We start from the raw sequence: 20,518 nt of genomic DNA on the forward strand, positions 1-20,518 counted from the left end.
TGTAGTAGACCGTCATGGCTTTAATGCTGCAAAAAAATTGTCGGTTGGGTGGAGGCTTTGCGTAACCCAACATCCTGATAATCAGTTGGGTTGCGTTCCGCTCCACCCAACCTACGTCTGAAAAAATCTCGGTAGTCTTGTAGTAGACCGTCATGGCTTTAATGCTGCAAAAAAATTGTCGGTTGGGTGGAGGCTTTGCGTAACCCAACATCCTGATAATCAGTTGGGTTGCGCTCCGCTCCACCCAATCTACTAATATTGACCGTTAAAGAAATTCAACCTATCGTCTGAAATAACACTTGGCTTTTGTGTAAGAACTTGATAACTGAACTTTGATAGAGGTTTTTATAATGCCTATCGATCTATTGAGCCGCAAAAAAACTCATTTTGTTTTGTGGCGTCCCAGTGCTTCAGAACTAGCTCCCACTCTCTATATTGGCAATACTGCTCCCGAAAGCGCAGACAGATTAGCTCAATTTAAAGAAATTCCGCTTCGTCAATCAACAGAATTTCCCGAATTGTGGGAAGTTTCGGCTCAAGAATCTGGTCTGACTGAAGGACAGGTCTACTTTTACTGGTTTAAAGTCCGCAACTCAGACCCCTACGACTCTGCCAATGCTAACCAAATTCTCTACTGCACAGATCCAACAGCAACGACTGTGGATCGACGCTTACTTGCACCAACGCCGTTAGAATCGGGAGGCGTTACTAGCTTCGATCCGGCAAGCGTCGTGCTTTATCAAAATAAGACGCTGATTCCCTGTGATCCTCAAGGGCAAACTGTAAATTGGGAAGACGATGCTCCTTTAGAGACGCTGCCAACCAATAATCAACTGGTGATTTACGAATTACCAACCCGTTGGACAAAGATTAACTCAAATGGATTGATTGAAGAAGGAACCGGCACTTTTCGTGACGTACTAGCACTGTTAGTACCAGAAGCGATCGCTCCGACTTTTCCCATACTGGGCGCCTTGAATGACCGCGCTCATCTTATAGAATTAGGAATCAACGCCCTCGAACTTCTGCCACCAGAAGACAGTGATGATAATCTCAATTGGGGCTATGGTACAGCAAATTATTTTGCCGCAGATTTTGACTTAGGACGCCCAGATAGCCAGTCAGCACCCACTGCTTCGACTGATTTAGCGAATCTGATCAAAGTTTGCCATCAGCAAGGGTTGCGCTTTTTTGTGGATCTAGTGATGGCATTCTCGCGGAATAATCCTTACCATAACGTTAATTTTTTGGAATTTTACATCAAATGGGCTAGTGGTGATCCAGAACAAGGGTCAAGAGATGGCTTTGGTGGGGATTTATTTAAGTACAACTACTGGGTAGAGGGCTATAATCCGATTACTGGGCAAAAGTCATGGCTTGTCCCAGCCCGTGAATACTTAAAAGGCCATATTGCTCACTGGTTGGAATATTATCGAGTTGATGGTCTGCGGTTGGATAGCGTCAACAATATTGCCAACTATGACTTTTTGCAGGAATTCAAAGATTTTGCCCGCAGCCTTTGGGACAAAAGAGGTGGAAGTAGCGATCGCTTCCTCGTAGTTGGCGAAGAGTTGAGTGTACCCCTATCTCTCATCCAACAAAATCGTCTGGATGGACTTTGGAATGAAAAGTTCAAGCAAATCATCCGACAGGTGATTTTAGGTAAGAATGCCTGGGATGAACCCAGCTTTGAGTGGAGTATCCGCAAACTAATTGATTGCCGAAACTTAGGCTTTACAGATGGTTCTCAGGCGGTAAACTATATCACTTCCCATGATGTTGGCGGTTATGGAAACGAGCGTTTCTTCACCTACCTTGCTAGTAATGGAATTGATCATACTGAACCGCGCATTAAGTTGGCATTTGTCTGTCTGCTTACCTCTGTAGGAATTCCCATGATCCTTGCTGGAGACGAATTTGCCGATCAGCAGGATTTGCCTCCAACAGATAATTATAAGCAGATTGACCCAGTTAACTACAGCCGTGTAAATGATGATTGGCGGCAACGCATTTTCCAATACGTTGCCAGGTTGGTTCGCTTGCGTAAAACTTCCGATGCTTTAGCTGTAAATGATACTCAATTTCTTCATGTTGACTTTAATGATGGTAAACGAGTTCTAGTCTGGCAGCGTGGTAATAAAGCCGATCAATTAGTAATTGTAGTGGCGAATTTTTCTGACTACGGCACTCAAGTTGGTTCTGAATACAGAGTCCCGAATTGGCCTGCAACCCCAGTTGGCAAGCAGTGGAAGGAAATTACTCAAGAGCGGATAGTTCCATCTGAATGGGTAGCCAGAGAAGGTATTTTCCCCTGGGAAGCGAAAGTGTACGCTCTAGTTTAATCTCAATGCCGCTCAGTCAAAGTTGAAGAAGAATTCAGAAGTCAGAATTCAGGAATCAGAATCAATCAGTCGCAATACTGCTCGGTTTTTGGTGCATAGTCATTTGAGATCCCCCTTAGTCCCCCTTAAAAAGGGGGAAAAATAAAGCATTTTTAGCCCCCCTTTTTAAGGGGGGTTGGGGGGATCGACTCAAAACCTACGCAGTATTGCAATCAGTCGGGGATTCGTGTACAAATTAATCTGAAAGTGATGTAGTTTGTAATTATTGTGCCAAAAGCGATGCCTTTGGCAAGCCGCTTTGCGTCTACGGCCAAACATTGTATGTGTGTAGAGATATTGCATAGCAAGTCTTTGTTTGAGTTACTCGCCTAAACCCTTCTAGAATTAAAACTATCGTGGGGAATTTTATTAATAAACTTGTTTTTATTCTGGGAGGTATGATGAGCCGTCCAATAATTCTTGGTATTGTAGGCGACAGCGCTGCTGGGAAAACAACACTAACGCGAGGAATCGCTCAGGTACTCGGCCCAGAAAATGTCACGCTGATATGTACAGATGATTATCACCGTTACGATCGCCAACAACGTGCAGATATTGGCATCACCGCTCTCCACCCGGACTGCAACCACCTAGATATTATGCAGCAACACCTATCGCTGCTACGCACAGGACAGCCAATTCTCAAACCAGTTTACAGCCATAAAACCGGCAGATTCGAGGCACCGAACTATATCAAGCCCAATAAATTCGTGATTATTGAGGGATTACTCGGTTATTCTACCCGTGCTGCGCGCGACTCCTACGACGTTAAAGTTTACCTTGCACCCCCTGAAGAACTACGCGCTAAGTGGAAAGTTAAGCGGGATACCCAAAAACGGGGCTACACTGCTGAACAGGTGCTAGCGGAACTAGAAAAGCGTGAATCAGACTCAGCACAATTTATTCGTCCGCAACGGCAATGGTCTGATATAGTCATTAGTTTCTATCCCCCCGTCGGCGAAGATGATGAAACCAATGGACATTTAAATGTGCGTTTGGTATTACGTCCGACAATTCCCCACCCAGATTTTACCCAGATTATCAATTCTGGCTATGGGAATTCTGATTCAGCGATCCGCCTGGGGCTAGACAGGGATATGAGTAAGCCGGTAGATGTCTTAGAAGTTGATGGTCATGCAACCTTAGAACAAGTGAATAAGCTAGAGCATATTATTTGTTCCGATATGCCTCATTTACGAAATATTTGCGATCGCGAAAGTAATCCAGAACTGGGTAAAATTGCTGGTACAACTGGGGAAACAATCCAAAGTTATCCCCTCGCTCTCACTCAGTTAATAATTACCTACCACATGCTCAAAGCAACGCAAATCTATCAGTAGACATCTGGTAAAATTAATTCTCTCGTTCCCAGACTCTGGCTGGGAACGCCTATTGTGAGGCTCCGCCTCCTGAATTTGCGGCATTATTTACCTTTATAGCATGGCTCTTTTGCCCCCGCCTTGAGGCAGATTGTTTTTAATTTGGGGCTTTAAATCCCCCGAATTATAAAACTTCGTTGTCAACTGTGAACTGTCAACTGTTAACTGTTTACCTGGCTTTACTTGGAACACCAATAAACGCGAACAACTGTTGTTCTTTGGGTGCAGCCAAACTTTCACCCAGGTAACGATGAATACCTACCCCCATATCTCCTGTTGCAGTGAGTTTGAAGTTCACTTCTTCAAATCCATTTTCACCTAGTAATTTACGAACAGTCTCAGAGTGGGGAATACCCTGAGAGTGTCCACGAGTCCAAATTACAAAAGCACCTTGTTTGCTCAGAAAACTCAGGTTTGCCAGTAAGCGATTGAGTTCAGTTTCGTCTGCGAGATTGCCGAATACACCACATACAATTACAATGTCTGCTGGTACTGCTCCTACATAGTTAGAGGAAATAGTTGCATCACCATTAATAAACTCAATTTGTTTTGTCAAACCCAACGATTCTATTGTTTCTTGTCCACGTTCAACTAGTTGTGGATTTAGCTCTACGAGTCGGGCATAAACATCTTTAGCCCGTGGGTGATTTGATAGCGTTCCTAGCAAATCTCGTCCATCGCCCGCGCAAACACTAACTATACGGATTAACCCTGGTTGGGACAAATTCAAGCTATAGGAAATGTATTCCTGCACAATTTGCAGGCGTTGTTGCAATTTTGGTTCGTTCTTATAGAGGTCGTGCCATTCAAACCAGTCTTTTACCATAATGAGGTGATTTCCCTTTCCATTAACTATGAGTTTGTGACAAACACACTGGGCAATTTTAAAATACTATAACCATATCAAGAAACCGTATTTTATGGTTTAACGCAGACTATCATGAAAATTCCTCCAAAATCAAGTCTTTTTTCTTTTGGTTTGTGAATCTGGCAATTTCATATAGGAAGTAGCTAATGCTACACAAATCCAAGGCACCGCAACTACGCCCGCCGCAGGCATCGCATTCATTCTTTAAGGGAGCTTTTTAGCCTTTGAGAAAATATAAAGTTATGTAAATGAAATTAACAAACATAACAATAATTTGTAATAAATTATGACGCGGCAGCATTGTATAAAGAGAACTTAGAGGGAAAAAACAACATCTTAATGAGGTTTTCCAGTCGTTCGCAGAAGTTTTAAGTTTTCTAACAAAAGTTTTAATCTGAAAGCCTGGAGATCGTAAACTTATTTCTTGGATGTCTGTTTTAAACCTTTCGTAACTCGTCAGGCAGTGCTGACATCAAAAAGAAACTGAACTATTCAGTTTTGAGTCCAATTATTCTTAACCAAGCAAATTTGGAGATTTAAGGCAATGGTTTTAGATGCATTTGCAAAAGTAGTTTCCCAAGCTGATACACGCGGCGAATATCTCTCCGATGCACAATTGGATGCATTGAGCGAACTAGTGAAAGATGGTAACAAGCGTGCAGATGCTGTTAACCGGATTACCAGCAATGCCTCAGCTCTTGTTGCTGCTGCGGCTCGTGATTTGTGGGCAGAACAACCCCAATTGATCACTCCCGGTGGTAATGCTTACACCAGCCGTCGCGCAGCTGCTTGCATCAGAGACTTGGACATCATCCTTCGCTATATCACCTATGCAATCTTTGCTGGCGATTCCAGCGTGCTAGATGACCGTGCCCTCAATGGTTTGCGGGAAACCTATTTAGCATTGGGAACTCCAGGAGCGTCAGTTGCTGTTGGTATTCAGAAGCTGAAACAAGCTTCTCTGGCTATTGTCAACGATACAAACAACATCACCAGAGGCGATTGCAGCGCTCTAGTAGCTGAAATCGCTAGCTATTTTGATCGTGCTGCTTCAGCAGTAGCTTAAGGCAGACATTTCTGCGATTGACCGAGATATTGTCCATAGGACAAAACAAAATTTCAACCAAAAGTTTGTAAAAGGGAAATACCAAAATGACAAAAACACCTCTAACTGAAGCAATTTCATCGGCTGATTCTCAAGGTCGCTACCTCAGCAGCACTGAGATTCAAGTTGCTTTTGGTCGCTTCCGCCAAGCGCCAGCTAGCTTACAAGCAGCAAAAGCCTTGAGCGCAAATGCTCAACGGTTGACCGAAGGTGCAGCTCAAGCAGTGTATAACAAGTTCCCTTACACCACTCAACAACAAGGCCCCAACTTCGCGTCTGATGCACGCGGCAAAGGCAAGTGTGTACGTGATGTCGGCTACTACTTGCGGATTATCACATACGCTTTAGTTGTCGGTGGCACAGGTCCATTGGATGATTTCTTGATTTCTGGCTTGGCTGAAATCAACCGGACTTTTGATCTGTCTCCTAGCTGGTACATTGAAGCTCTCAAGTACATCAAAGCTAACCACGGTCTAAGTGGCGATCCAGCTGTTGAAGCCAATTCTTACATCGACTATGTAATCAATACTCTAAGCTAGAGTGTTTCTTTAGCCCGGAGAGGAAATCAGCTCTTATGACTGACAAGTAAGTTCTATGAGTTGTTTACCTCTCCGGGCAGTTTTATTTTCAAAAAACTGTTAAAAGACTAGAAAAAAATTTTCTAAAAAGTTTTCAGTTTTGCAGTTAAAACTGAGGAGGTTAAAGATGGCAGCTTTGGGACAAGCAGCAAGATTAGGGATTGGAGGATTTGAAAACTTAGCACTGGTAGAACTACGTCCCGATAGAACAGAAGCGGATGTGGCAGTGGTTATCCGGGCGGCTTACCGTCAGGTATTGGGTAATGAATACCTACTGGAAGGAGAGCGTCTTGTAAGTGCAGAATCACTGTTGCAACAAGGTGAAATCTCCGTTCGGGGATTTGTGCAAGCCATTGCTCAATCGGAACTCTATCGGGATAAGTTTTTCTACTCCAACTCCCAAACTCGGTTTATCGAGTTGAATTATAAGCATTTATTGGGGCGTGCCCCACAAGATGAGTCAGAGATTTCGTACCATGTTGAGCTTTATAACTCACAAGGTTATGAAGCTGAGATTAATTCTTACATTGACTCATTAGAATATCAAGAGAGTTTTGGCGAAAATATTGTGCCCTACTATCGGGGCTTTAAAAGTCAAGTAGGACTGAAAAACGTTGGATTTGGCCGACTATTCCAACTGTATCGGGGTTATGCCAATAGCGATCGCGCTCAAGGACAAAAACAAGGACGGCTAACCTGGGAAGTGGCTAAGAATCTAGCTTCACCCATTTATCCAGTCTCCGCCGGAGCCTTAACAGGACTCTCTACAGGTGGTCGCGGTAACACATACCGCATCAGACTACTACAAGCAGCTTCTCCAAACTCAACTGTAGTACGGCGCGGTACTGCGGAATTGATCGTACCCTACGAGCAACTTTCGAGTAAATTGCAGCAGTTGAATCGCAAGGGCAGTAAGGTTATTAGCATTACAGCCGTATAAATAGGGGCTGGGGTGGGGAGTAGGGAGTAGGGAGTAGGGAGTAGGGAATTTCACCACTCCCGACTCCCCATTCCCCACTCCCCTTACCAATTACGAATTACAAAAGGAAAATTACCAATGGCTATTACAACAGCAGCGTCCCGTCTGGGGACAGAGCCTTTTAGCGATCAGGCTCCTATAGAATTGCGTCCAAATGCAAGCAAAGAAGACATTGAGAGAGTAATTGCTGCCGTTTATCGTCAGGTGTTGGGCAACAACTACATATTGACATCTGACCGCCTTACAAGTGCTGAATCTATCCTGCGCGATGGAAAAAATACAGTACAAGAGTTTGTGCGTCAGGTAGCTAAATCAGAACTGTATAAATCCAAGTTTTTCTACGACAGTTTCCAAACTCGCCTCATCGAACTGAACTATAAACATTTGTTGGGTCGTGCCCCCTATGATGAGTCTGAAGTGGTCTATCACTTAGACTTGTATCAAACCAAGGGATATGAAGCCGACATTGATTCTTATATTGATTCGCCAGAGTATCAATCTAGCTTTGGTGAAAATATAGTGCCTTACTATCGCGGCTTTAAAACCCAAACAGGACAGAAAACTGTCGGATTTAGCCGGATATTCCAACTTTATCGCGGCTATGCCAGTAGCGATACCTCTCAACTCAAAGGCAAGTCCTCCCGCCTTGCTAGCGAACTAGGTCGCAATAGTGCATCCATCGTTGTTCCTCCCTCTGGTGGACAATCAGGCTTTTCATACGTTGCTTCGGAAAAAGGCGTTACCCCCAACAGCACTTTCGGTGGTGCGGGAACTTTTGGTAAAGAAGGCAGACTCTACCGCATTGAAGTGGCAGGCGTTTTTGGAGCTGGCTATCCTAGCACCCGCCGTGTCAATCAAGCGGTGATCATACCTTATGAAGAACTATCTACTTACTTCCAAAGAGTGGTAAAACAAGGTGGTAAAATAGCCAGTGTGAAGCCTCTTTAGTGTCATTTGTCAATGGTCATTGATAAATGACAAAGAGAGAAGTCTGATCGGAGGAAGTCTCCGCTCAGAACTTCTGGCAAGGGAGACGCGCCACGAACTGAGACTAATGACAATTTAGAATTGGGAATTAATTTTATGGTTGGACTAATTAGTAGTAGAACGAGTAATCGCTACTTTCGGTATGAAGTAGTGGGTCTGCGCCAAAGCGAAGAAACCGATAAAACCAACTATCCCATTCGTTCTAGTGCCACTGTGTTTTTCACAGTGCCTGAGAACCGGATGAATCAAGAAATGCAACGGATTACTCGCTTGGGTGGCAAAATAGTCAGCATTCAGCCATTGAACGCTGAGACTAAAACAGATAGCGAACAAAGCGCTCCTCCTTCTTTATAATGAATTCCAGTCCGCAGAAATTTGAAGATTTATCACCGACAGGTAACTTTAGCGATGGTGAATCTTTAACAGTAGAGCAAGCTCTAGCTAATCTTGAAAGTGCAGATTTAGGTCTGCGCTTTTATGCTGCTTGGTGGTTGGGCAGGTTTCGGATAAATGAACCAGCTGCGGTTACAAGATTGATTAAAGCTTTAGAGGATGAAGCCGATCGCACACCAGAAGGCGGATATCCTCTGCGCCGGAATGCAGCTAGGGCTTTAGGGAAACTAAGCGATCGCCAGGCAGTATCACCTTTAATTGGGTGTTTAGACTGTTCAGATTTTTATGTCCGGGAAGCGGCGGCACAATCTTTAGAGATGTTGGGTGATCCGGTTTGTATTCCTGCCCTGATCAAGCTATTAGTAGTAGGTTTGCAGGGAGAGCAGCTGATATCAAACCAGCCTGATTTATCTCAACCTTATGACGCCATCTTAGAAGCCTTGGGAACCTTGAAGGCAACTGAGTGTATCCCTTTGGTAAAGCCATTCTTAGAGCATCCAATCGAATTGGTGCAATATGCTGCCGCACGAGCCATGTATCAATTAACTCAAGAACCAGTTTATGGAGAACGGTTGGTAAAGGCTTTAGGGGGTGAGAAATTGCAATTGCGTCGAGCAGTGTTAGCAGATTTGGGAGCAATTGGATATCTACCCGCAGCAGATGCGATCGCCCAGACTCTAGCCGAAAATAGCCTGAAGCTAATTTCTCTTAAAGGATTACTAGAACATCAAGTTAACCATACAGCAACAAGCACTTTTTCAGCAGGTGCGATTAAAGTCATGAATTTGATGGATTCGTTGTTGTAGTTTAAGAAGAATTCAGAATTCAGAATTCAGGAGTCAGAATAAATTAGTAGGGGATTCAGATCCGCCACTCTGTTGTTGACCCGCCCTTCTCCTGTCGGAGACGCTACGCGAAGGGAGAAAACCACGCTACCGACGCTCGTTGCGCTAAAGCGTCTCCCCTTGGGAGATGACTTGCTACCGCTTCTCTACGAGACGCTGCGCGAACGCTAACATCAGTCGGACTCCAATTAAATTCTGAATTCTGACTCCTGACTCCTGAATTCTTTTCTGATAATGAGTTTTAATTAATACGTTTAAACTAAATGTCTAATACACATAAACCCCCAACCCAACTGCAAAATCAGGGTTAGGGGTTTATGTATGATGCCAACTACGGATAACCTAAGCTACAATTGTCTGACGACTAATGACCCATGAAAAATTGCTATGAATAACAATGAGCTTGCCCAAATATTAATCCGTGCTGTGCAAGAAGCAGACTCCTCAGAGCGCCTAGTAGACGCAGTTCAAGAGTTAGCAGCAGCTGGTATAGAGGAATCTGTTCCCACACTGATTGCAGCTTTGGGCTACAACAATCCAGGGGCGGCGGTGGCGGCGGTAGATGGACTAATTGCGATCGGGGAAGCCGCAGTACCGCCACTGTTGGAACTAATTGATGACTACAACTACGGTGCTAGAGCCTGGGCTATTCGTGCCTTAGCGGGAATTGGCGATGTCCGGGCGCTGGATACCTTGTTAGAGGCAGCAAAAACCGATTTTTCCTTAAGTGTGCGGCGGGCAGCTGCCAGAGGATTAGGCACTTTGCGCTGGCATCAAGTACCGTCTGAGAAACTGGAATCTGTTCAGACTCAGGTATTAGAGGCGCTATTACTAATTTGTCAAGATCCAGAGTGGGTAGTGCGCTATGCAGCAGTGACGAGTTTAGAAACACTAGCGATGTCTGGCGACAACCCGCAAAGCGGCAACGCGATGCCTGCGGCGGTAAACAACGCAGTTACTTTACCCGATCAAGCGTCACGGATTACAAATCAACTTCAGCAAATGCTCGATACAGATGCCGATCTGGGAGTTCGCACCCGTGTAAGGTTTGCACAGGAAAAAATTCAGCCCCCACAACATCAAGAAGTGTTTGCACCTAAAAAAAAGCTACAAGACATTGATGTGCCTGAAGTGCCTTATCGTGGTAGTGGCAGACGCTAAGAAATAAGAATTAAATAAACGTGAGTTCAATAAACCTCTCCCGGACAGCCTCCCTCTCCGAAACGGAAAGGGAGGAGCAACGAAAAATTAAGCTTTTTACTCCCCTCTGGGCTTGCCTAACGGCAGGCTGACGCCAAGGTCGAGGGGCTGCTCTTGAGAGGTCAAACAAGATTTGTCGAACTCACGTTAACATACAATTTATGTCCCTGGCTTACCTCACCCTCAATCCCTCTCCGATATATTGGAGAGGGAGACTAGATATAGGATGAAGTTTTGTATTTTATTTAAGTGTAAAACTAACCAGATAATAAAGACTGAATTTCTCCCTGGATATTGCCACGGGCTGATGGTTCGGCGAACTCTGACATTAAAGGCGTAAAGTAGATATGCGATCGCTGTAAAAATTCCTCTAAAACCTGCCGACGACCTGTGATATACTCTGCCTGTGCCAGCCAGCCATATTCCTGGCGAATGGCATGGGCATATTCTGGATATTCGACTAGGTTAGTAGCCAAAATCGCTAAATCTGCATCAAGTAGAACTTGGCTATCATAGTCATCCACCGCAGCTTGGTGGTTTTTAGTGTTCAGAATCAGACGGGTGACAGTAGTTATGGTACTCTCTGGAATACCCAAATTACTTAGCAATTCCAAAGCATAGTCAGCACTTCGTTCTTCATTATCTTCAGCTTGAGAGTTATATACTACATCGTGAAACCAGGCAGCTAGTTGAACAGCAGCTAGGTTATTGGTGTAGCCTTGCAAAATCTGAATTATGCTGAGAACCTGATCAATGTGTTTCAGTGTATGGTAGTAGCGATCGGGGGTAGAGTAAGCTGCAACCAAGCAATTAAAGGCTTTCTCAGCCGCTACCTGTTCAACACCAAAGGGTTGGAGTGTGTGTTGCCAGTTAGAAAATAAGATATGCGTGAGGTTTTCTGTAGGCATAAACATAGTATTCACAATAGTATTTGCACTCTTAATATGACGTTAGAAATAGATCAACTTCCTTGAGCTTGGAGTCCCCCACCAAATCTGTACTCGGATTGGTGGTAGGGAAAGGTTTAATCTTGCTATCGGTAATTACCAAAGGGGATTGCTGAAGGGACAAAATCCGAAAACAGCGACTTTGGTAAAACGCAATAATGGCACATACTATCTGAATATTCAGCTTGAGTCTGAGCCACCAACGCCGGAAGATACTGACAAGGTATTGGGCGTTGACCTCGGACGCACAGATATTGCGATTACTTCCGATAGCGAAGCGGTAGCGAGTCTTCTCCCAAGGGGAGACGCCAAGGGCGAACGAGCGTCTGGAGATAAATTTAGTGGATGCGTCATAACAAAGATTCGGGACAAATACGCCAGAGTTAGAGGACAACTCCAACACAAGTCCGCCAAAGGCACAAGAAGTAGTCGGCGGAGATGCCGTCAGCTTCAGCAACGGTTGTCGGGGAAAGAGAGGGGCTTTCAGACTCACATTAATCACCGATGCAGCTACCAAATTGTTAAGTCTGCCAAGGACAACAATCAGATAATCGCCTTGGAAGAATTGACCGGAATCAGAGAACGCACAAACATATTGCCCCGTAGTAAACGAGAACGCCGACTTTCTAACAGTTGGAGTTTCTACCAGTTGCGACAATTCATAGATTACAAAGCGATTAAGTTTGGGGTGAAACTGATTCTTGTTGACCCGCGCTATACTTCGCAAACCTGCCACAACTGTTTGCACATTCATCCTGTGAAGGGTGAATCGTATCGCAGTGGTAAGAGGTTTGTTTGTGGTCATTGTGGGTGGATTGGTGACGCTGATTTGAATGGGGCGAAAAATATTTCTGCAATTGGGGCTGTGATTGTAAACCAGCCTCGTGGTTCAGGATTGTCTTGTAAGTTAGATGTGCGTACTAGGAGAAAGACTGAGTACGTGCAGCTAAACTTATTTGATATTTCTAGGGCAACTGAGGCGCCCCCACTGTACCTGTACGGCTGTCAGTGGCGGGTAGTTTACCAAAAGGATAACACTTGTGATTGAATTGGGCATTGGGCATTGGGCATTGGGCATTGGTTATTAATTCTTGTCCCTCCTCATCTCCCTCATCTCCCTCATCTCCCTCATCCCCCTCATCCCCCTCATCTCCCCCACTCCCCACTCCCCACTAAATATATGAACGCGTCAAAATAGAAGACACAGGCTTTGTACAAAAAGCCTTGCCTTGATTAACGGAGTTTATTATCAGTGGTATTACAAGTACAAACAAGCGCCTACGAAGCTAAAACCCAAGAAATTGCTAAACAACTTCTTGCAGCGACGTCGGAAAATCGTTCGTTTTTTTCTTCCCTGCGGGATCAAATGCGCTGGGATGATAAATTACTAGCTTGGGCGATGAGTAATCCTGGGTTGCGGGTACAACTATTTCGCTTTATAGATACGCTACCTGCTTTGCATAGTAAATCAGAAATTGCCTCCCATTTACAAGAATATCTCGGAGATGAATCTGTAGAATTACCGGCAGCTTTGAAGGGAATGCTCAACTTTGCTAACCCCGACTCTATGCCAGGACAAGTTGCTGCTACAACCGTTGGTACAGCCGTTGAAACTCTTGCTCATAAATATATTTCTGGGGAAAATATTAAACAAGTCATCAAAACAGTTGAACGACTACGAAAAGAAAAAATGGCTTTCACCATCGACTTACTTGGTGAAGCCGTAATTACCGAAGCTGAAGCGCAGTCTTATCTAGAACGCTATCTAGAACTAATGCAACAATTGGTGGAAGCATCAAAAAATTGGTCAGCTATCCCGGCTATTGATGAGGCTGATGGCGAATCAATACCAAAAGTTCAGGTTTCTGTGAAGTTAACGGCGTTTTATTCCCAATTTGACCCATTAGATGCTAAAGGTAGTGAGGAGCGAGTTAGCGATCGCATTCGTATTCTCTTACGCCGTGCTAAAGAATTAGGCGCAGCTGTGCATTTTGATATGGAACAGTATGCCTATAAGGACATCACTCTCAGCATCCTGAAAAAACTGTTATTGGAAGAAGAGTTTCGCCAACGCACAGATATTGGCATGACAATTCAAGCATATCTGCGTGACAGTGAGCAAGATACCAAAGATTTAATTTCTTGGTTGAAACAGCGCGGTTATCCCCTGACAATCCGCTTAGTGAAAGGCGCATATTGGGATCAGGAAACTATCAAAGCAGCGCAGAAGCATTGGTCACAGCCAGTTTACAACGAGAAAGCGGCAAGTGATGCTAACTTTGAAACCATCACTCAGTTGTTGTTAGAAAATCATCAATATGTGTATTCTGCCATTGGTAGCCATAATGTGCGATCGCACTCTCGCGCCATTGCTATAGCTGAAAGTTTAAATGTCCCCCGCCGTCGCTTTGAATTACAAGTCCTCTACGGTATGGGTGATAAAGTTGCAAAGGCGTTGGTTGACAAGGGTTATCGCGTCAGAGTTTACTGTCCTTACGGTGAATTATTGCCTGGAATGGCCTATTTAATTCGGCGGTTGCTGGAAAATACAGCTAATAGTTCTTTTTTACGGCAAAATCTCGAAAATCGACCGATTGAAGAATTATTAGCGCCGCCGATTGTCAAAGAAGAAAACGTACAGACGCGATTAATGAGCCAGCGCGTTGCGGGGGTTCCCCCCGTTGTAGCGACTGGCGTCGCGTCTCTCCAAAGTACAGACGCGATTAATCGCGTCTCTCATTTCCTTGGCGCTGCTGATACCGATTACGCACAGGAAGAGATGACAAGAAAATCTGCTGAAGCTTTCCAAAGCGTTCGTCAACAGTTGGGTAAAACTTATTTACCCCTGATTAATGGCGAGTATGTTAATACGCCGGAATTTGTTGATTCTCTGAATCCTTCTAATTTCAGTGAGGTAGTTGGTAAAGTTGGGTTGATTAGCGTTGAACAAGCAGAACAGGCGATGCAAGCTGCGAAAGCGGCGTTTCCTGGTTGGAAGAAAACACCAGCGAAACAACGCGCTGATATTTTGCGGAAAGCGGGTGATTTGATGGAAGAACGCCGCGCCGAACTTTCAGCTTGGATGGTTTTGGAAGTTGGGAAAGCAGTTAAGGAAGCTGATGGAGAAGTTTCTGAGGCGATAGACTTCTGTCGGTATTACGCTGACGAGATGGAACGTTTAGATAAAGGTGTTAATTACGACATTCCTGGTGAAAATAATCGTTATATTTATCAGCCACGGGGTATTGTTGTAGTTATTTCTCCCTGGAATTTCCCGCTAGCGATCGCTTGTGGAATGACTGTTGCAGCTTTGGTTTCAGGCAATTGTACTCTCCTCAAACCTGCGGAAACATCTTCTGTAATTACCGCGAAACTTACAGAAATCTTAATTGAGGCTGGCATCCCTAAAGGTGTATTTCAATACGTACCCGGTAAGGGTTCACAAGTCGGCGCTTATTTGGTAAATCATCCAGATACTCATGTAATTGCTTTTACGGGTTCACAGGAAGTCGGCTGTCGAATTTACGCAGAGGCGGCAATTTTGAAACCTGGACAAAAGCACATGAAGCGGGTGATTGCGGAAATGGGTGGCAAGAATGCCATTATCGTCGATGAAAGTGCTGATTTAGACCAAGCCGTTGTGGGCGTAGTGCAGTCGGCATTTGGTTACAGTGGACAAAAATGTTCTGCCGCATCCAGGGTAATTGTGCTGCAACCGATTTATGATACCTTTGTGCAACGATTGGTAGAAGCGACAAAATCCTTGAACATTGGGGAAGCAGAGTTACCGAGTACACAAGTTGGGCCGGTAATTGATGCTAATGCCCGCGATCGCATCCGCGAGTATATTGAGAAGGGTAAGGCAGAAGCACAAGTGGCGTTGGAATTAGCAGCACCCGAACAAGGATATTTTATCGGCCCTGTGATCTTTAGTGAAGTATCGCCAAATGCAGTAGTAGCCCAGGAAGAAATTTTTGGGCCGGTGTTAGCGGTAATTCGGGTGAAAGATTTCCAGGAAGCCTTAACAGTCGCCAACGGTACAAACTACGCCTTGACTGGCGGACTTTATTCTAGAACGCCTTCGCACATTCAACAGGCGCAAACAGAGTTTGAAGTCGGGAATTTGTACATTAACCGTAATATTACAGGTGCGATCGTTGGACGGCAACCCTTTGGTGGATTCAAACTTTCTGGAGTTGGTTCTAAAGCAGGCGGTCCTGATTACCTCCTGCAATTTTTGGAACCACGCGCAGTCACAGAAAATATTCAGCGCCAAGGTTTTGCACCAATTGAAGGTGCTGATTAAAGAAGTCGGAAGTCGGAAGTCGGAAGTCGGAAGTACAGTTTTGTAACGGGGATTTAGCGAGAAACGCGGTCTTGGGCTTTGCCCAAGTGGAGCGTTTTCTCAAGACAGACCCAGCCACAAAACTTTCTGCTGTCGTTAGGCAGGGAAATTAAACTGAACGCACAGTGTTAAAACAGGTAAGGTGGGCAATGCTGTCCACCTTTTTTGTCATTAAATAATATAAACAAAGCTTTATGACCAATTTAGTTATAAAAGTTGCCGAATTACCTCAAGAATTTCCGGCAATTCAAGCAATTAGAATAGCAGTATTTCAGGAAGAACAAGGGGTAGATCCCGCTTTAGAATTTGATGGCAAAGATGAAATATCTGATCATCTAATTGCTTATTTAAATGGGGAAGTCGTGGCTACTACCAGAATTAGATATTTAGATGATAAAACCGCCAAAATAGAAAGGCTTGCTGTTTTGTCTACAGCTAGAGGACAAGGTATTGGTAAGAAAATTATGATAAAAGCACTAGAGGTTATAGCTAATAAAAATATTCCAGAAGTAGTGATTCATGCCCAAGAATATGTGAAAAATTTATACGAAAAATTGGATTTTGTAGAAGAGGGAGAAATATTTGAAGAAGCCAGTATTAGTCATGTAAAAATGAGGAAAAAACTCTCACAGCAAAAAAATTGTAGGTTGGGTGGAGGTAAAGCGTAACCCAACATCCTGATAATCAGTTGGGTTGCGCTCCGTTCCACCCAACCTACGTCTATAGTCTAATGCACTATTTTAGCCTAGAGGGTCCCCTACGTGCATTTCAAAAATCAAATACGAGTCCTATATATATTTTTTCAATAATTGATCATGACAAAATGTATTTTTATGACAAATTAACTCAAATATCGCATCAGTACTGACCTAGCTGAATTATCCGAATTTTTTATTTAATTTTGAATTTTGAATTTTGAATTTTGAATTGATTTCTCCCGAATGCACTGGATTTGCTAGAAACAGAGTGAACTGACTACCCTTTCCCAAAGTCGATGTAACGGTAACATCTCCACCATGCAAACGTGCTAATTTGCGTGTTAAAGCTAAACCCAAACCAGTGCCTTCATACTGCCGATTTAACCCACTATCAAGCTGTTTAAACGGTTCAAATAGAAATTGAAACTGATTTGAGTCTATACCAATTCCAGTATCTGAAACTGTAAACGTTATCCCTTGCGGTACTTTTGTGACTACCAGCGATATCTGTCCGGTTGGGGTGAATTTAATGGCATTGGTCAGCAGGTTGAGTAACATTTGCTTGATGCGCCGCTCATCAGCAATACAAATATCCGCTTCTAGGTCAATTTCATGCGTGAGTTCCAATCCCTTTTCTAAGGCGCGATCGCGCACTGTCCAGATGGCATAATTACATAAATCTGACACTGGCAAAGGTGAGAGTAACAGTTCTTCTTTGCCTGCTTCTACCTTAGATAAATCAAGGATATCGTTAATCAGTGCCAGCAGATGTTCGCCATTCTTATATATCGAATTTACATATTCGTTCTGCTTTTCATTGAGTGAGCCAACTATTTCTTGTTGCAGCAACTGCGACAAACCCATAATCGCATTGAGAGGCGTCCGCAACTCATGGCTCATGGTTGCTAAAAATTCACTTTTTGTCCGACAGGCTGCTTCTGCTGCTTCTTGAGAAATACGCAGTTTCAACTCTGTTTGCTTGCGTTCAGTAATGTCCTCAATCATCGCTAGAAAAAATTCCGGTTCACCATTGCTGCCTGGTATAACAGAAACAGAGATATGAGTCCAAACTAAGCTACCATTTTGATGCAGGCAGCGTCTTTCCATCTCAATGTGATGTTTAGCGAAAAGCTGTTCCTGATGTTCGGAGGGTCGGCTTCCAACCCTCGAAGTTCTCTTTAAGTCTGTACGAATTCCTGACATCAGTTGTTTGTAAAGTTTTAACCCCCCCCTTTCTGTGGGAATGTAATCTGTAAAGGGCTTGCCGTATAGTTCTTCTCGGCTGTATCCAAAAATCTCGCACAGTGCCAGATTACTATTGACTATCTGCGCTTTCATATCTATAAGCCCAATGCCGATAGAGGAACGCTCAAAAATTGCCCGGAATTGTAAAGCCTCTTGGGCCTGTTTCTGCTCTGTAATCTCTCTAACCGACACCACCTGCATTAGTTTCCCTCAAGAAGAAATAATTTTGCTTTGCATCTCTACGGAAAAAGTAGAACCGTCTTTGTATAACTACAATTACGTCATAAGTGTTTCCCTAACCGGACAGTATAATTTTTTTAATCAAATTTTTGTTTAGTACTGACTACGAAAATACTGTTGATTCCCCTAGAGAAAGATGTCTAAAGCCTTAAATTTTGCCAAAATCAAGGTAACAGCAGCTGTTGTGGAGGTGGAACGATGACGGATAGTAGTGTGAGAATTGTTTCTTTAATTCCCGGTGGAACAGAGATTTTAGCGACACTAGGGTTGGTTGATGCTATTGTGGGGCGATCGCACGAATGCGATTACCCTCCAGAAATCCAAAATCGCCCCATTTGTACCGAAGCACGTTTAAACTCCAATGCCTCCAGCAGCGAAATTAACGATGAGGTGAACAATTTATTGCAATCTGCTCTGAGTATTTATCAAATCAAAACAGATGTTTTAGAGCAGTTGCAGCCTACCCACATTCTCACTCAAGACCAGTGCGATGTTTGTGCTGTCAGCTTAGACGAAGTTGAAAAGGCAGTTGCTACACTTATTCACAGTAAACCTCAGATTATTTCTTTACAACCCAATAGTCTCAAGGATGTTTGGGCTGACATTGAGCGAGTCGGCAAAATCTTTGGCGTAGACTCGGTAAAAATCTTAGAAAACTTAGAAGCTCGCGTCAAAATTTGTCAGCAAAGAATCCAAGGACTTTCTTTAAATGAAGTGCCTACTGTCGCCTGCATTGAGTGGACTGATCCTTTGATGATCGCCGCCAATTGGATTCCTGAATTAGTTAACTTAGCAGGAGGACACTCTGTATTTTGTGTTACAGGTCAGCCTTCTCCGAAGTTGCCGTGGGAAACACTGTTAACAACTAATCCAGATGTAATTGTTTTTATGCCTTGTGGCTTTGATTTAAATCGCACTCGCCAAGAAGCCAATTTGTTAACTCAGCGTCCAGACTGGGAAAAATTGCACGCTACCAAAGCTGGTAGAGTCTACATCACTGATGGCAATTCTTACTTCAATCGTCCAGGGCCACGGCTGGTAGATTCTCTAGAAATTTTGGCAGAAGTTTTGCATCCAGAAATTTTTCAATACGGCTACAAAGGAACCGGTTGGGAACCTTTATAAGAAGAATTCAGAACTCAGGAGTCAGAATTCAGCAGTCAGAATTCAGCAGTCAGAATTCAGCAGTCAGAACTCAGGAGTCAGAATTCAGCAGTCAAGTCAGAATTCAGTATGAATTCGAGTCCGATGGTTACTGAGCTTGCAATGCTCTGATCTTGCCGTACCCCCTAGGGGGAAGCAAGCTATGCATAGCGTCTCGTAGAGAAGGGTCGAAGGGTCGAAGTACTGAGTGATATTGATTTTAAACCTTGGCGGGTTCCAATCCCCCACGAAAAGTAATTCAGAATCCAGGAATCAGAATTCTGAATTCTGATTCCTGGATTCTGAATTCTGAATTCTTCTTTAAGGTGTTTGTTCAGAATCTGCCGATGGTTCATTGTTAAATAACAGCAAACGTGCAGCGAGGATGGCAAATCCCACAGCAGCGATCGCTTTTAGGACGCGTGTAGGTAATAATTCTGCTACTGCACCCCCTGCTAATGATCCCAACAGGCTTGTCAACAATAATGCGCCTGCTGCGCCAAAAAATACTGCACGCCCAGAATTACAACGCCCTGAAAGTGCGATCGCTGCTAGCTGACTTTTGTCACCCAATTCTGATAAAAAAACTGTAATAAAGCTCAGTCCTAAAAGATGCCAGTCCATATAATTAAGGGGGAGTGGAGAGTGGGGAGTGGGGATTTTTTCTAATGACTAATGACCAATGACTAATGACTAATGACTAGTAAATACATCCCAAAACAGCATTAGGGAAATCACTAACAACATCACGCCTGCTGATTTTTCTACAGTTTTCGGGCTGAGTTGGGTGGCTATCCAACTACCTAAAAGCACACCTAATAAGCTGGTGGTTATCAGCGCCGCCGCAGATCCGATAAATACCACCCACGGCGAATGAGATTCTGCACTCATTAACAGGGTAGATAGCTGAGTCTTATCTCCAATTTCTGCTAGAAAAATGGTTACAAAAGTTGTACCAAAAACTACTAGCACTGATTGCTGCTTTTGAGGACTATCGACAACTACAGGCCCAACTGGCTCAACAGCGATCGCAGGAGTTAAGCTCAAATCATTGCTGTCTTTGAGTTCTAGCCCAATCTCAGTCTGAGATATGCCAGAAATGTCCAAAGGTGCAGAGTCAAGTTTCACAGGCAGTAGTTTTGTTGCTAGATTGCTTTCATATTTCTATCATATTCTCAGATTGTT

18 protein-coding genes and 1 pseudogene are annotated in these 20,518 nt (G+C 43.9%); 14 read left to right on the forward strand and 5 right to left on the reverse strand.

Translation table 11 applies throughout. The features are described 5' to 3' along the window. Positions 1 to 350 precede the first annotated feature (350 nt). Entirely contained in the window at positions 351 to 2,342 is a 1,992-nt protein-coding gene (locus V7K27_RS11225; protein WP_334947104.1) for an alpha-amylase family glycosyl hydrolase, read from the forward strand. A gap of 440 nt (positions 2,343 to 2,782) precedes the next feature. Next, a complete protein-coding gene (locus tag V7K27_RS11230; RefSeq protein WP_334947182.1) occupies positions 2,783 to 3,721 on the forward strand; it encodes a phosphoribulokinase in 939 nt (312 codons plus the stop codon). 208 nt (positions 3,722 to 3,929) lie between these two features. Here the strand turns inward: V7K27_RS11230 and V7K27_RS11235 are convergent, their stop codons facing one another. After that, positions 3,930 to 4,586, reverse strand: coding sequence for a class I SAM-dependent methyltransferase family protein (locus V7K27_RS11235; RefSeq protein WP_334947106.1), 657 nt, complete (start codon positions 4,584 to 4,586; stop codon positions 3,930 to 3,932). A 586-nt stretch (positions 4,587 to 5,172) separates the two neighbouring features. Here V7K27_RS11235 and V7K27_RS11240 point away from each other — a divergent pair. The 7 genes from V7K27_RS11240 (at position 5,173) to V7K27_RS11270 (ending at position 10,676) form a co-directional block, all read left to right on the forward strand. Continuing rightward, complete coding sequence (locus V7K27_RS11240) at positions 5,173 to 5,694, forward strand: phycocyanin subunit beta (RefSeq protein ID WP_265273265.1); 522 nt, start codon at positions 5,173 to 5,175, stop codon at positions 5,692 to 5,694. A gap of 86 nt (positions 5,695 to 5,780) precedes the next feature. Further along, the gene (gene cpcA / locus V7K27_RS11245) at positions 5,781 to 6,272 is read left to right on the forward strand and encodes a phycocyanin subunit alpha (RefSeq protein WP_334947110.1); all 492 of its coding nucleotides are present in this window, start codon (positions 5,781 to 5,783) and stop codon (positions 6,270 to 6,272) included. Positions 6,273 to 6,438: 166 nt separating this feature from the next. Beyond that, positions 6,439 to 7,251 (forward strand): phycobilisome linker polypeptide, encoded by an 813-nt coding sequence (locus V7K27_RS11250; protein ID WP_334947112.1) that lies wholly within the window; start codon positions 6,439 to 6,441, stop codon positions 7,249 to 7,251. 117 nt (positions 7,252 to 7,368) lie between these two features. Further along, positions 7,369 to 8,238 (forward strand): phycobilisome linker polypeptide, encoded by an 870-nt coding sequence (locus V7K27_RS11255; RefSeq protein ID WP_334947114.1) that lies wholly within the window; start codon positions 7,369 to 7,371, stop codon positions 8,236 to 8,238. 135 nt (positions 8,239 to 8,373) lie between these two features. Next, positions 8,374 to 8,631, forward strand: a complete 258-nt coding sequence (locus V7K27_RS11260) for a phycobilisome linker polypeptide (protein ID WP_334947116.1) — start codon at positions 8,374 to 8,376, stop codon at positions 8,629 to 8,631. Further along, positions 8,631 to 9,476, forward strand: a complete 846-nt coding sequence (locus V7K27_RS11265) for a HEAT repeat domain-containing protein (RefSeq protein WP_334947118.1) — start codon at positions 8,631 to 8,633, stop codon at positions 9,474 to 9,476. Before V7K27_RS11260 ends, V7K27_RS11265 begins: the two co-directional genes overlap by 1 nt. Before the next feature lie 426 nt (positions 9,477 to 9,902). Next, positions 9,903 to 10,676 (forward strand): HEAT repeat domain-containing protein, encoded by a 774-nt coding sequence (locus V7K27_RS11270; RefSeq protein WP_334947120.1) that lies wholly within the window; start codon positions 9,903 to 9,905, stop codon positions 10,674 to 10,676. 296 nt (positions 10,677 to 10,972) lie between these two features. Here V7K27_RS11270 and V7K27_RS11275 read toward each other — a convergent pair whose 3' ends face one another. Continuing rightward, a complete protein-coding gene (locus V7K27_RS11275) occupies positions 10,973 to 11,623 on the reverse strand; it encodes an HD domain-containing protein (protein ID WP_334947183.1) in 651 nt (216 codons plus the stop codon). A 148-nt stretch (positions 11,624 to 11,771) separates the two neighbouring features. Between V7K27_RS11275 and V7K27_RS11280 the strand changes: the two genes are divergently transcribed. The 4 genes from V7K27_RS11280 to V7K27_RS11295 all read left to right on the forward strand — a co-directional run bounded on the left by V7K27_RS11280 (position 11,772) and on the right by V7K27_RS11295 (position 16,675). Beyond that, positions 11,772 to 12,710: an RNA-guided endonuclease InsQ/TnpB family protein gene (locus V7K27_RS11280; protein ID WP_334947122.1), complete on the forward strand. Its 939-nt coding sequence runs from the start codon at positions 11,772 to 11,774 to the stop codon at positions 12,708 to 12,710. After that, a complete protein-coding gene (locus tag V7K27_RS11285) occupies positions 12,707 to 12,838 on the forward strand; it encodes a hypothetical protein (RefSeq protein ID WP_334947124.1) in 132 nt (43 codons plus the stop codon). The genes V7K27_RS11280 and V7K27_RS11285 overlap by 4 nt, the downstream gene beginning before the upstream one ends. A 76-nt stretch (positions 12,839 to 12,914) precedes the next feature. Continuing rightward, positions 12,915 to 15,968, forward strand: a complete 3,054-nt coding sequence (gene pruA, locus V7K27_RS11290; protein ID WP_334947126.1) for an L-glutamate gamma-semialdehyde dehydrogenase — start codon at positions 12,915 to 12,917, stop codon at positions 15,966 to 15,968. A gap of 233 nt (positions 15,969 to 16,201) precedes the next feature. After that, positions 16,202 to 16,675 carry a GNAT family N-acetyltransferase gene (locus V7K27_RS11295; RefSeq protein ID WP_334947128.1) on the forward strand — a complete coding sequence of 158 codons (474 nt, stop codon included), beginning with the start codon at positions 16,202 to 16,204 and terminating at the stop codon, positions 16,673 to 16,675. Positions 16,676 to 16,885: 210 nt separating this feature from the next. On the opposite strand, the pseudogene V7K27_RS11300 reads toward V7K27_RS11295, so the two are convergent. Further along, positions 16,886 to 18,097: pseudogene (locus V7K27_RS11300) on the reverse strand (sensor histidine kinase); the annotation flags it as partial. 291 nt (positions 18,098 to 18,388) lie between these two features. Between V7K27_RS11300 and V7K27_RS11305 the strand changes: the two are divergent. Next, positions 18,389 to 19,315 (forward strand): cobalamin-binding protein, encoded by a 927-nt coding sequence (locus V7K27_RS11305; RefSeq protein WP_334947130.1) that lies wholly within the window; start codon positions 18,389 to 18,391, stop codon positions 19,313 to 19,315. Positions 19,316 to 19,654: 339 nt separating this feature from the next. On the opposite strand, the gene V7K27_RS11310 is transcribed toward V7K27_RS11305, so the two are convergent. Together V7K27_RS11310 and V7K27_RS11315 are read right to left on the reverse strand one after the other, a co-directional pair. After that, a complete protein-coding gene (locus V7K27_RS11310) occupies positions 19,655 to 19,957 on the reverse strand; it encodes a TMEM165/GDT1 family protein (protein ID WP_334947132.1) in 303 nt (100 codons plus the stop codon). A gap of 69 nt (positions 19,958 to 20,026) precedes the next feature. Next, positions 20,027 to 20,461 carry a TMEM165/GDT1 family protein gene (locus tag V7K27_RS11315; protein WP_334947134.1) on the reverse strand — a complete coding sequence of 145 codons (435 nt, stop codon included), beginning with the start codon at positions 20,459 to 20,461 and terminating at the stop codon, positions 20,027 to 20,029. Positions 20,462 to 20,518 lie beyond the last annotated feature (57 nt).

Origin of the sequence: Nostoc sp., assembly GCF_036919575.1 — a bacterium.
Classification (GTDB): domain Bacteria; phylum Cyanobacteriota; class Cyanobacteriia; order Cyanobacteriales; family Nostocaceae; genus Nostoc.

What these genes read in the sequence shown, in the direction of transcription:
- V7K27_RS11225 (WP_334947104.1), top strand. Translation starts at nt 351, where the DNA reads ATGCCTATCGATCTATTGAGCCGCAAAAAAACTCATTTTGTTTTGTGG.
- V7K27_RS11230 (WP_334947182.1), top strand. Translation starts at nt 2,783, where the DNA reads ATGAGCCGTCCAATAATTCTTGGTATTGTAGGCGACAGCGCTGCTGGG.
- V7K27_RS11235 (WP_334947106.1), bottom strand. Translation starts at nt 4,586, where the DNA reads ATGGTAAAAGACTGGTTTGAATGGCACGACCTCTATAAGAACGAACCA.
- V7K27_RS11240 (WP_265273265.1), top strand. Translation starts at nt 5,173, where the DNA reads ATGGTTTTAGATGCATTTGCAAAAGTAGTTTCCCAAGCTGATACACGC.
- cpcA (WP_334947110.1), top strand. Translation starts at nt 5,781, where the DNA reads ATGACAAAAACACCTCTAACTGAAGCAATTTCATCGGCTGATTCTCAA.
- V7K27_RS11250 (WP_334947112.1), top strand. Translation starts at nt 6,439, where the DNA reads ATGGCAGCTTTGGGACAAGCAGCAAGATTAGGGATTGGAGGATTTGAA.
- V7K27_RS11255 (WP_334947114.1), top strand. Translation starts at nt 7,369, where the DNA reads ATGGCTATTACAACAGCAGCGTCCCGTCTGGGGACAGAGCCTTTTAGC.
- V7K27_RS11260 (WP_334947116.1), top strand. Translation starts at nt 8,374, where the DNA reads ATGGTTGGACTAATTAGTAGTAGAACGAGTAATCGCTACTTTCGGTAT.
- V7K27_RS11265 (WP_334947118.1), top strand. Translation starts at nt 8,631, where the DNA reads ATGAATTCCAGTCCGCAGAAATTTGAAGATTTATCACCGACAGGTAAC.
- V7K27_RS11270 (WP_334947120.1), top strand. Translation starts at nt 9,903, where the DNA reads ATGAATAACAATGAGCTTGCCCAAATATTAATCCGTGCTGTGCAAGAA.
- V7K27_RS11275 (WP_334947183.1), bottom strand. Translation starts at nt 11,623, where the DNA reads ATGCCTACAGAAAACCTCACGCATATCTTATTTTCTAACTGGCAACAC.
- V7K27_RS11295 (WP_334947128.1), top strand. Translation starts at nt 16,202, where the DNA reads ATGACCAATTTAGTTATAAAAGTTGCCGAATTACCTCAAGAATTTCCG.
- V7K27_RS11305 (WP_334947130.1), top strand. Translation starts at nt 18,389, where the DNA reads ATGACGGATAGTAGTGTGAGAATTGTTTCTTTAATTCCCGGTGGAACA.
- V7K27_RS11310 (WP_334947132.1), bottom strand. Translation starts at nt 19,957, where the DNA reads ATGGACTGGCATCTTTTAGGACTGAGCTTTATTACAGTTTTTTTATCA.